This is a genomic window from Aquabacterium sp. (assembly GCF_036273115.1).
In the GTDB taxonomy this organism is placed as follows: Bacteria; Pseudomonadota; Gammaproteobacteria; order Burkholderiales; family Burkholderiaceae_C; genus Aquabacterium.
The window spans coordinates 1-10,777 of record NZ_DASUIN010000030.1; the positions used below are offsets into that span (position 1 = coordinate 1).

Sequence of the window (10,777 nt, forward strand, 5' to 3'; positions counted from 1 at the left end):
TTGGCATTGCCGGTGTTGATCACGATGGCGCGGGCATCTGAGCCAGCAGCCAGGTGTTGACGGCAAATTTGAACGGGGGCGGCGCAGTAACGGTTCTTGGTGAACACGCCGGCCACGGCCGAGCCTTCGTCCAGCGTGACCACGGTCAGGTCACGGCGGTTGGCCTTGCGAACGCCTGCCATGGCAATACCCAGCTTCACGCCGGGAACAGGGTGCAGGTCAGCGGGGTTGGGAGCAGACAGGTTGACAGGCATGATCAGGCCAACTTTCCATGGCAGTTCTTGTACTTTTCGCCGCTGCCGCAGGGGCAGGGGTCGTTGCGGCCTACGCGTGGAACCTGCTGGCCCGCATTGGCGCCACCCTCGGGTTCGGTCACGGCCTTACCGTCTTCGTCGGGGTGGGTGTAGGTCACGTTGCGGAAGCTTTCGGCTTGCTGCTCAATGGCTTGGGCGGCTTCCATGGCTTCATCACGCGACTGGATGCGCACAGTCAGCAGGGTGCGGGTCACGTCCATTTTGACCACGTCCAGCAGTTGGCCAAACAGCTCGAAGGCTTCGCGCTTGTATTCCTGCTTGGGGTTCTTCTGGGCGTAGCCGCGCAGGTGAATGCCCTGGCGCAGGTAGTCCAGCGAAGCCAGGTGTTCACGCCAGTGGCTGTCGATCGACTGCAGCAAGACCATGCGCTCGAACTGAGCAAACTGCTCGCGCGACACCAGGCTGATCTTGGCCTCATAGGCGGTGTTGGCCGCTTCCAGCACGTGATTCAGCACGTCTTCGTCATCGGCTGCGGTTTGGGCTTCCACCCACTTCACCAACTCGATCTGCACCTGCCATTCTTCGGCCAGGTTTTTCTCCAAACCGGCCAGGTCCCATTGCTCTTCCAGGCTTTCGGCCGGCACATAGGTGCGTACCACGTCGGTCAGGGCGCCCTTGCGCAGATTCGCAATGGCCTCGGCCACATCGGTCGATTCCAGAATCTCGGCGCGCTGCGAGTAGATGACCTTGCGCTGGTCGTTCGACACGTCGTCGTACTCGAGCAGCTGCTTACGCATGTCGAAGTTATGGCCTTCCACCTTGCGTTGGGCTGACTCGATCGAGCGGGTCACGATGCCGGCTTCGATGGCTTCGCCTTCGGGCATTTTCAGGCGGTCCATGATGGCGCGCACGCGGTCGCCCGCGAAGATGCGCATCAGGGGGTCGTCCAGGCACAGGTAAAAGCGCGAGGAGCCTGGGTCGCCTTGGCGGCCCGCACGACCACGCAACTGGTTGTCAATGCGGCGCGATTCATGGCGCTCGGTGGCGATGATGCGCAAGCCACCCAACTCCTTCACCTTCTTGTTGAGCTCAACCTGCTCGGCCTTCAGGGCGCTGATCTTTTGCTCTTTGGCAGCGGCGTCCAGGCTTTCGTCGTGCTCAATGGCTTCGACCAGCTTTTCCACGTTGCCGCCCAGCACGATGTCGGTACCGCGACCGGCCATGTTGGTGGCAATGGTGATCATGCCGGGGCGGCCGGCCTGAGCCACGATCTCGGCTTCACGGGCGTGCTGCTTGGCGTTCAAAACCTGGTGGGGCAAGCCTTCCTTTTGCAGCAGGCGCGACACCAGTTCCGAATTTTCGATGCTGGTGGTGCCCACCAACACGGGCTGGCCACGGCCATGGCACTCCTTGATGTCGGCCACGATGGCAGCGTACTTTTCCTGGGCGGTCTTGTAGACCAGATCCAGTTGGTCCTTGCGGGCCAGCACGCGGTTGGGCGGAATCACCACGGTTTCCAGGCCGTAGATTTCCTGGAATTCGTAGGCTTCGGTGTCAGCGGTACCGGTCATGCCGGCCAGCTTGTTGTAGAGGCGGAAGTAGTTCTGGAAGGTCACCGAGGCCAGGGTCTGGTTCTCGGCTTGAATCTTCACGCCTTCCTTGGCTTCCACGGCCTGGTGCAGGCCATCCGACCAGCGGCGACCGGCCATCAAACGACCGGTGAATTCGTCCACGATCACCACTTCGCCGTTTTGCACCACATAGTGCTGGTCCTTGTGGTACAGGTGGTGGGCGCGCAGGCCGGCCAGCAAATGGTGCATCAGGGTGATGTTGGCCGCGTCGTACAACGAAGCGCCTTCCACCAGCAGGCCCGCATCGGCCAGCAGTTGCTCGGCCTTTTCGTGGCCGTCTTCGGTCAGCACCACCTGGCGCGACTTTTCGTCGGCGGTGAAATCACCGGCTTCGATCACGCCTTCGCCTGTACGGGGGTCGGCTTCGCCGATCTGCTTTTTCAACTGCGGAATCACCGCGTTGATTCGCAGGTACATCTCGGTATGGTCTTCGGCTTGGCCCGAGATGATCAAAGGCGTACGGGCCTCGTCGATCAGGATCGAGTCCACTTCGTCGACGATGGCGTAGTTCAGGCCACGTTGCACGCGGTCGCTCACCTCGTAGACCATGTTGTCACGCAGGTAGTCGAAGCCGTATTCGTTGTTGGTGCCGTAGGTGATGTCGCACTGATAAGCAGCCTGCTTTTCTTCCTTGGGCATTTGCGACAGGTTGATCCCCACTGTCAGGCCCAGGAAGTTGTAGAGCTTGCCCATCCACTCCGCATCGCGGCGTGCCAGGTAGTCGTTCACGGTGACCACGTGCACGCCCTTGCCGGTCAAGGCGTTCAGGAACACGGGCAGGGTACCGGTCAAGGTTTTGCCTTCGCCGGTGCGCATTTCAGCGATCTTGCCGAAGTGCAGGGCCATGCCGCCCAGCATCTGCACATCGAAGTGGCGCATCTTGAAGACGCGCTTGGAGCCTTCGCGTACCAGGGCAAAGGCTTCGGGCAGGATGTCGTCCAGCGATTCGCCCTTGGCCACGCGCTGCTTGAACTCTTCAGTCTTGGCGCGCAGTTGCTCGTCGCTCAGGGGCTCGAAAGAAGGCTCCAGGGCGTTGATTTTGTCGACGATTCGGCGGTACTGCTTGAGCAGGCGTTCATTGCGGCTGCCGAAAATCGAAGTGAGAAGCTTGGGCAACATGGAGCGATTTATCCGTTCTAACTGTGGCACGAGGGTGCCCGTTCACCAGAGGCACCAACCCCCAGTGAACCAAAGCCAAAAAGTGTAGCACCGGGGTGTGTCGGTTCCGGTGCACAGATCTACCTAGGTGCGGGCCGGGGTTTCCCCCTCCCGCTGCGTTTCAGAACACGAATTCGGGCACTTGGGGATGGCGGCGCTGAAAACAAGCCCGATCAGGGACATCACCAACACCACCACCGCCCCCGAGGGCCAGTCCAGCACGGCAGACGCTGCCAGCCCCAAGGCATACGAAAGGCCCCCCATGGCATAGGCCAGCGGAATCTGCCGTTTCGATGGGGCGTTGCGTACGGCGAGCGCCGGCATGATCAGGCTGCTGAACACGAGGTAGACCCCGACCAGTTGCACCGATGCTGTCACGGCCAAAGCAAACAGCAGGTAAAAGCCGGCCTGGCCCAGGCGGGTTCCGGCGCCGTACCAAAGTGCCAGCACGGCCGCGGACAAGCCAGCCATGGCCCAAAGTTGTCCCGGTGTGACCCACAGAATCTGCCCCACCAGCAGGTCTTTCAGGTGCTCGCCGCCGTGCGGGTTGCCCGCCAGCAGCAAAATGCCCACGCAAGACGCCAGCACGAACAGGGTGCCAATCAAGGCCTCTTGAATGTCGGGCCAGCGTTTTTCGGTCCAGGTCAGCAGCACGGCACCCAGCAAAGCGGCGCTCACCGCGGCCGCTTGCACGCCCCAGCCTTGGGGCTCCCAACCCAGCGCGTCGGCGGCCATGACACCCAACCCAGCAATCTGGGCAATGGCCAGGTCTATGAACACAATGCCGCGCTTGAGCACCTGCCGGCCCAGGGGTACGTGGGTGCTCAACACCAGCAAGCCGGCCACCAGGGCCGGGCCCACGATGGACCAGTCCACCGCGTGCCAGGTCAGGTGCTCGCTCATTTGGTGGCCTTCAGCAATTGGTCAACCGTGTCGTCAAACAGGCCGAACAGGTCGCGTGCCCGATCGCTGCCGCCCACGGTGAAGGGCAGCACTGCCACGGGAATGCGCGTGCGCTCAGACAGCCATTGAGACCCCCTTCCATCGTTGTAGGCCCCACGAATGATGACCTTGGCCGGTTGCGCCTTCATTTGCGACAACACGCCAGACAAATGCGCACTGCTGGGCTCCACGCCGGGCTTGGGTTCCAGCGCGGCCACCTGGTTCAGACCCAGCCAGTTTTCCAGGTAAGGGAAGCCCTTGTGCTGAACCACAATCGGCATGCCCTTCAGAGGCGCGGCAGCCTGGTTCCAGCGCTGCATGGCCTGGCCCCAGCGCGCGTTGAAATCGGTCAGCCGACTTTGGTAGGTGCTGGCATGGGCCGGGTCGACTTCGGCCAGGCGTTTGCCCAAAGCTTGCGCCACGGTGGCGATGTTGCGCGGGTCGGTTTGAATGTGCGGGTTGCCAGCGGCATGCACATCGCCATCGGCGCGGTCCAGTCGGGTGGGCACTTCCAGTTTGCGAACGAAGTCGGCCGCATCGAAATGGCCCGCTTGGCCCTGTTGCACTTTCGGGTTACCAGACTGGCGCAGCAGCACGGGTAGCCACCCCGCTTCCAGTTCGGCTCCCGTGCACACCATCAGGTCGGCATTGCGTACGGCAGCCATCAGGCTGGGGCGCGCCTGCACCTGATGTGGGTCTTGTTGAGCGGTGGTGGCGGTGTAAACGGTGACCAGGTCGCCAGCCAACTCTTGTGTCAGTGCGGCCCATTCGGGTTCGCAGGCAAACACTTTGATGGCGGGCGCTGCCTGGCTATAGGAAGCAGTCAGGGCCGTGAAGGCCAAGGCAGCGGCTTTGAATGAGGTATTCATGTCCGGGTTCTCCGTTGCATCAATAGCTGTGCGCTTTGTGGGCGCCCAGGCTCATCTGGTACTGCACAAATACCTGCTTGTCACTTTGGTCGACGCGGGCGCGGTCATCGTTGAACTGCAGTCGAATCCGGCTGAATTCGCTCAAAGACCAGTCCAGCATCACGCTGGTGCGCTTCGGCTTGCTCGATTCTTCAGCCAGAGCCGTGTTGGCGCCGGCTTCGGTCGTGCCGCTTTGCAGCTGGTCAAAGCGCAGGCCCACGCGCCAGCGCGGCATGAACTGGTACACCCCTTGCACATACCAGCCTGACTGCGCCGATCGGTAACGGTCAGTCAATTCGTTGGTGCCGCCGAAGTCGTAGGTCGCATCACCCGTTTCGGTGCGGCGGAAGTATTCGCCTTGCAACTTGAAGTTGGTGCGTGTGGCGTTGCCTTCTGGGGCCCATTTCCACACCCCGTCTACCACCCACACCCGGCTTTGCCCAGTGAAGGCGTTGGTCAAAGCGGGGTCATTGGCATCGGCCCAGGTGCGCTCCTGGGCATGGGTGTTGAGCCAGCTGATCCCAGCGCGCCAGTTGTGGCTGTTGCCCATATCGCCCCCGGTGTGGGCAAACAAGGCCGTAGCCCCGCCCGAGTTGCGCGCGCGGCGTGTGCCTGGGAAGCGCTCGCCGTTGCCTGACTCGGCTCCCAATTCCACGAACTGGTCGGTGGGGGCCAGCCAGCGCACTTGCACGCCATCTTGCGCATATTGGCCGCCCACCATGGCTTGGTATGCCAGTGGGGCATCCACAAAGTCCCAGGTGTGGGCGTGCTGTTCGTTCAAATAACCCAGGCCCGAGAAAAATCGCCCCGCCTTGATCTGCCAGCCATTGCTCAAGGCTGTGGTTTGCACATAGGCCTCTTCGGCCGAGATCTCGTTGTCGCTGGCCACCGCCAGGGTGACCGAGCCATAAAAATATGGGTCCACATTGGCATTGAGGCCCACCTCGGTTTCACCCAGGCTGAAGCCGCGTTCGCCGGGGCCTATTTCGTCGCCAGCAGGCACAAAGCCTTTGAGGCGCCAGCTCTCCGGGTTCTTTTGCAGGTTGGCGTAGGTGCCAGACAGGATGGCGTATACGTTGGGGTTGAACGTGGGGCTACTTTGAGCCTGGGCCGCTTGGCTGCACAGCAGCGTGGCGACAGTTGCGTTGAAAGTGGCGCCCAAGCAGGCGAGCGCGCAGGTCCGTGCGGCCTGCACGGTGTGTCGTGTCATGAACATGCTGTTCCTCTGAAACCACGCGACGACCCTATGCACACTCAGCGGCATGGGCCGATGCTCACGTGGAAAGTGATCTGAAAAACGAAGGGATCAGGTCAGAGGGAAACCAAGGGTGGGGCGCGGCTCAAATAGCCGGTTGAGACCACCTCGTGGCATTGCGCATGGCCATTGGCCATGTGTTGGGCCGACAAATCGGCGGCCAGGGCCAGCGTGATCGGGCTGGGGGTAATGACGTCGCCCGCGCAGTACGACAGGCAGTCTTTACACAGGGTGCTGTGGGCGGGGAGGGAGTCATCGCCCACGCCGTGCTGCATGGCATGCCGCAGCCCGCCCTGCTGCATCAGCAGCATGGACAGAGCCAGAACAACATAAGCGCCGAAGCGCTTCAGACCTTGCTTTGCACCGTGCATATGGCAGGCACTTTAACGCGTAGATGTTTCCGAATTTTGAATGCGGGCATTGCTACGGCGCAATAATCGCATCTGAAACCTTGAATTCCAGATATGTTCCAGCGCCCCTCCAGCTTCAAGCCGCTCGTGCCCGATGTGCCATCGGTGACGCGTGCCTTGGAGCAGTCGGAAACCATGGTCACGCTCATGCAGCGCCTGCAGGCTTCGCAGGCCTGTCTGGCTGTGGCCAAGGCTTGCTTGCCGCCCGCGCTGGCGGCGTACATCAAATCCGGGTCCATAGACCACGAGGGGTGGACCCTGCTGGCGCCTAACGCCGCCGTGTCGGCCAAGCTACGCCAACTGCAGCCGCGCATTCTGGAGGCCTTGGCCAAGAAGGGGCTCAAGGTCAACGCCATCCGGGTCAAAGTTCAAAGCTACGAGTCGCTTTGAAACGGCTTCGAACTTTGAATCAGGCGCTCAGCGTGGCCGGCACTTGCCCTGCCAAAGCCTGACGTTGGCTGGTGGCCTTGCCTTGCAGCGCAAAGCCCAGCAACTGCCCTGAGCCTTCGGCCACAAAACGGGCTTCCAGCCCCTCATCCACTTCGGTCACCAGCCATTGGCCGGCCGCGCCACTGGCTGGCGGGCATACCACGGTAGGGCAGGCGGGGGTCTTCACCACCACGGGCATGGCGGGGTACGCCACTTTCGTGGGGGTGCCAGCCAAGGTCGCGGCCAGGGCGCGCGCCTGCTGCATGATCGGCATCACAAACGGCAGATTCAAACCTGGCAGGTTCAAACCCGCCACCTCGGCCAGGTCGCCCACCGCAAACACATGGGGCGCACTGGTTTGCAAGGTCTGGTCTACCACCACCCCGCGGTTCACTTTCAGGCCAGCTTTTGCAGCCAGGGCTGTGCGGGGCTTCAATCCAATCGCTGACAAGACCAGATCGGTTTCCAACTCAGAGCCGTCGCTCAAGGTTACGACCAGGCCCGAACCCGAGGCGGACCGATTCACAGCGTTGGCAGCCACGCCAAACCGGAACTGCGCGCCCAGCGCCTCCAGCTTGCCTTGCAAATAGGCGCTGCCTTCAGGTGGCAGCAGGCGGCCCAAGGCGCGGTCGGCCAAGTCCAGCACGGTGGGGGCAATGCCGCGGGCCAACAGGTCGTTGGCGAACTCGCAGCCAATCAGGCCACCACCCAAAATGGCCACCCGCTGCACCGGCTGGCCGTTGGCGCCGGTGTCCAGCGCCTCGGCAAAACGGGCAAAGTCATCCAGGTCATTCACCGACAACACCGTGTCTGCTGCGTTGCCTTCCAGCGGCAGGCGAATGGGGTCTGCGCCCAAGGCCAGTACCAGATCGCGGTAGCGCAAGGTGTCGCCATTGCTCAGGTGAACCGTTTGCGTGGCGGTGTCCATGCGCGCCACGGCCGCATGGGCCAGCACTTGTGCGTTCAGCTCTGCGGCCATCTTGTCGGCCGTCTTCATCACCAGGGTGGCGGCTGTTTTCTTGCCGGCCAGCGCGTTCGACAGCATGGGTTTCGAATAGAAACCGGCGTGGTCGCGGCTGACCACCACCAGCGGCACTGCCGCGTCGAGCTTGCGCAGCTCACGGGCCACGTTGTAGCCAGCCAGGCCGGACCCAATGATGACGACGGGATGGGACATGATCAGATCTCAACCATTTCAAAGTCGGCCTTGCCCACGCCGCAGTCGGGGCACACCCAGGTGTCGGGCACGTCTTCCCACTTGGTGCCGGGGGCAATGCCCTCAGGCGGCAGGCCCTGAGCTTCGTCGTAAATGAAACCGCAAACGATGCATTGATAGGTTTTCATGGTGAGTTCCTTCTAATCACGGGGCGCATTGTGAGCCCTCTTCCTTGGCCCCACGGTGTGCGTGGACGACAAAAGGGCATTCCCTAGCGTCTTTCTGCGGGGGGGCAGTCAGTGCGGCAAAGTTGCCCCTCTACAATCTGTTCACGATTTCACAGTGAAAGATTCGGGTTCCCATGACTCAGCGTAAGTCACACCCTCTGCGCCGCTGTTTGGCGTTTGTGGTTTCTGTTTCCTTGGTCGTGCCTCATGCGTCTATGGCGCAAGGTATGTTGATGGGTGGTGCATCTGGGGCTGGGGCCGACTCTGCGCCGCTGTTGCCCAATATTCCGGCTGCGGCTCTGGGTCGCCTCGACACTTCCTTGTCTGCCGTACCCTCGCTGCGGCAAATGCAGGTCGACGGGCAGGGAGACGACGCCAAAGTCGCCACCATCCCGCGCCAGCCACTCAAGCCCCTGCCGCCCAACGACTTCCAGAAGTTCGTTCAGGAAAGCACGGGCCAGTCGTTGCCACTGTACGGCTACAACTTCTTTGATCAAGACGCCTACAGCCCCACGGGCAATGTGCCTGTCACGCCTGACTACAAACTAGGGCCGGGCGACGAACTGTATGTGCGCGGCTGGGGCAGTGTCGACATCGACGTGCGCACCACCATCAACCGCGACGGGCAAATTCACCTGCCGCGCGTAGGTGCCATCACCCTGGCGGGTGTCCGCTCCGCAGATGCTGACAACGTGGTTCGCGCTGCCGTGGCCCGCTACTACAAAGACTTTCAGCTCTCGGTTACCCAAGGCCGCCTGCGCGGCATGACGGTTTACGTGGTGGGCCAGGCGCGCAAACCGGGCGCCTACACCGTGAGTGGTGTGTCTACGGTCATCTCGGCCCTCATGGCCAGCGGTGGCCCCAACCAGAACGGTAGCCTGCGCCGTGTTCAGGTGAAGCGCGCAGACAAAGTTGTGGCCGAGCTGGACCTGTATGCCTTCCTGGCCAAGGGCGACAAGGCCGCTGACATCAAGCTGCAAGACGGCGACACGGTTTTCATTCCTGCGGCCAAGGGCTATGTGGCCATGGTGGGCAAGGTACGCACGCCTGCCGTGTACGAACTAGGGGCTGACGACACCATCGACAGCATGCTGGCTGTGGCTGGTGGGTTGCCCGTCATGGCTGACCCCAAGCGCGCTACTTTGGAGCGCGTCAACTCTGCAGCGAACCCGCCGCGCTCGGTGGAAACTTTCGCGCTGGACGCCGCTGGGCTGAAACGGCAATTGAAAGCGGGCGACCTGTTGTCCATTGCCCCACTGCTGCCTGAGTTTGCCAACTCGGTGGTGCTGCGCGGTAACGTGTCCCAAGCCATGCGCCAGCCTTGGAAAGACGGCATGCGGGTGTCCGACCTCATTCCCGGTCGCTCGTTCCTGTTCAGTCAAGCCGCCATCAAGCGGCAGAACGATGTTTTGCTGACAGCGCAAGAAAAGAAGCAGGCTGCTCAAAGCTTCGATAAAAAGGCAGATGCAGAAGATCTGATGTCAACCGAAGCGGACAAGGTCAGCGACAACGAAGCAACCCTGGCTCAGCGAATTGGCAACCTGATTGACGAAATCAACTTTGACTATGCCGTGATTGAGCGTGTTGACCGCGATAAGGTCGAAGTCAAGCTCTTGCCGTTCAACTTGGGTGAAGCCCTCGACAACCCCGCCAGCCCAGAAAACCTGGCCCTCAAGCCGGGTGATGTGCTGACCGTGTTTTCGGTGAACGACGTGCGTGTGCCGCAGGCCAAGCGCCAGGTTTACGTGCGCGTGGAAGGCGAGGTGAAGCGCCCGGGCATTTACCAAATGAAGCAGGGCGACAGCCTGCCCCAGCTCATTGAAAAGGCCGGTGGCTTGACGGAAGACGCTTACTTGTTTGGGGCAGCGTTTTACCGCGAACAAGTGCGCCAAGACCAGCTGGCCAACCTGAACCAGCTGGTTCGCAAGCTGGAAATGCAAACCCAGACGCAACTCAGTTCGTCGGCCGCCAGCGCCTCGGTAAACGACAACGCGGGGGTGGCACAGTTGCGCATTCAGGCCGAACAACAGGCGCAAAAGCAAGCCATTGACCGGCTGCGTAACCTGAAACCCACCGGTCGCATCATGCTGGGCTTGAACCCGGAGCATGCCAGTACCTCGGCTTTGCCTACCCTGAAGTTGGAAAGCCAGGACCGCCTGGTGGTGCCTGCCCGGCCAGACTTTGTGCACGTGCTGGGCTCGGTCAATACCGAAGCTTCTTTGATCTGGAAGCCAGGCAGCAAGGTGCGTGATTACCTAGAGGTTTCGGGCCTGACCAGCGGTGCAGACAAAGACGAACTGTTTGTGATTCGAGCCGATGGCAGCGTTTTGTCGAACAACGGCAGCTGGTTTGGCAGTGTCGCGCGCGCGGAAGTGCAACCGGGTGATTTGATTGTGTTGCCGGAAAA

At 61.6% G+C, this 10,777-nt stretch carries 10 protein-coding genes; 2 read left to right on the top strand and 8 right to left on the bottom strand.

Annotated elements, in window-relative coordinates:
* The 6 genes from VFW72_RS14505 to VFW72_RS14530 all read right to left on the bottom strand — a co-directional run.
* Positions 1-254 (bottom strand): bifunctional ornithine acetyltransferase/N-acetylglutamate synthase (locus VFW72_RS14505; protein WP_329675022.1); only part of this gene is annotated, 254 nt, incomplete at its 3' end.
* A gap of 2 nt (positions 255-256) precedes the next feature.
* Entirely contained in the window at positions 257-3,004 is a 2,748-nt protein-coding gene (secA, locus tag VFW72_RS14510) for a preprotein translocase subunit SecA (protein ID WP_329675023.1), read from the bottom strand.
* A 123-nt stretch (positions 3,005-3,127) separates the two neighbouring features.
* On the bottom strand, positions 3,128-3,946 hold the full coding sequence (locus VFW72_RS14515; protein WP_329675024.1) for a metal ABC transporter permease: 819 nt from the start codon (positions 3,944-3,946) through the stop codon (positions 3,128-3,130).
* Positions 3,943-4,854, bottom strand: a complete 912-nt coding sequence (locus tag VFW72_RS14520) for a metal ABC transporter substrate-binding protein (protein WP_329675025.1) — start codon at positions 4,852-4,854, stop codon at positions 3,943-3,945. The genes VFW72_RS14515 and VFW72_RS14520 overlap by 4 nt, the downstream gene beginning before the upstream one ends.
* Positions 4,855-4,873: 19 nt before the next feature.
* Positions 4,874-6,103 (bottom strand): hypothetical protein, encoded by a 1,230-nt coding sequence (locus tag VFW72_RS14525; RefSeq protein ID WP_329675026.1) that lies wholly within the window; start codon positions 6,101-6,103, stop codon positions 4,874-4,876.
* Between the two features lie 101 nt (positions 6,104-6,204).
* The gene (locus VFW72_RS14530; protein ID WP_329675027.1) at positions 6,205-6,519 is read right to left on the bottom strand and encodes a hypothetical protein; all 315 of its coding nucleotides are present in this window, start codon (positions 6,517-6,519) and stop codon (positions 6,205-6,207) included.
* 93 nt (positions 6,520-6,612) lie between these two features.
* Here VFW72_RS14530 and VFW72_RS14535 point away from each other — a divergent pair, with 93 nt between their 5' ends.
* Positions 6,613-6,948 (top strand): DciA family protein, encoded by a 336-nt coding sequence (locus VFW72_RS14535; protein ID WP_329675028.1) that lies wholly within the window; start codon positions 6,613-6,615, stop codon positions 6,946-6,948.
* 19 nt (positions 6,949-6,967) lie between these two features.
* Here VFW72_RS14535 and VFW72_RS14540 read toward each other — a convergent pair whose 3' ends face one another.
* Positions 6,968-8,164 (bottom strand): NAD(P)/FAD-dependent oxidoreductase, encoded by a 1,197-nt coding sequence (locus tag VFW72_RS14540; protein WP_329675029.1) that lies wholly within the window; start codon positions 8,162-8,164, stop codon positions 6,968-6,970.
* Positions 8,165-8,166: 2 nt separating this feature from the next.
* Positions 8,167-8,331 (bottom strand): rubredoxin, encoded by a 165-nt coding sequence (locus tag VFW72_RS14545; protein ID WP_329675030.1) that lies wholly within the window; start codon positions 8,329-8,331, stop codon positions 8,167-8,169.
* Between the two features lie 173 nt (positions 8,332-8,504).
* On the opposite strand from VFW72_RS14545, the gene VFW72_RS14550 reads away from it, so the two are divergent.
* A partial coding sequence (locus VFW72_RS14550) for an SLBB domain-containing protein (protein WP_329675031.1) occupies positions 8,505-10,777 on the top strand: 2,273 nt, incomplete at its 3' end.

What these genes read in the sequence shown, in the direction of transcription:
- secA (WP_329675023.1), bottom strand. Translation starts at nt 3,004, where the DNA reads ATGTTGCCCAAGCTTCTCACTTCGATTTTCGGCAGCCGCAATGAACGC.
- VFW72_RS14515 (WP_329675024.1), bottom strand. Translation starts at nt 3,946, where the DNA reads ATGAGCGAGCACCTGACCTGGCACGCGGTGGACTGGTCCATCGTGGGC.
- VFW72_RS14520 (WP_329675025.1), bottom strand. Translation starts at nt 4,854, where the DNA reads ATGAATACCTCATTCAAAGCCGCTGCCTTGGCCTTCACGGCCCTGACT.
- VFW72_RS14525 (WP_329675026.1), bottom strand. Translation starts at nt 6,103, where the DNA reads ATGACACGACACACCGTGCAGGCCGCACGGACCTGCGCGCTCGCCTGC.
- VFW72_RS14530 (WP_329675027.1), bottom strand. Translation starts at nt 6,519, where the DNA reads ATGCACGGTGCAAAGCAAGGTCTGAAGCGCTTCGGCGCTTATGTTGTT.
- VFW72_RS14535 (WP_329675028.1), top strand. Translation starts at nt 6,613, where the DNA reads ATGTTCCAGCGCCCCTCCAGCTTCAAGCCGCTCGTGCCCGATGTGCCA.
- VFW72_RS14540 (WP_329675029.1), bottom strand. Translation starts at nt 8,164, where the DNA reads ATGTCCCATCCCGTCGTCATCATTGGGTCCGGCCTGGCTGGCTACAAC.
- VFW72_RS14545 (WP_329675030.1), bottom strand. Translation starts at nt 8,331, where the DNA reads ATGAAAACCTATCAATGCATCGTTTGCGGTTTCATTTACGACGAAGCT.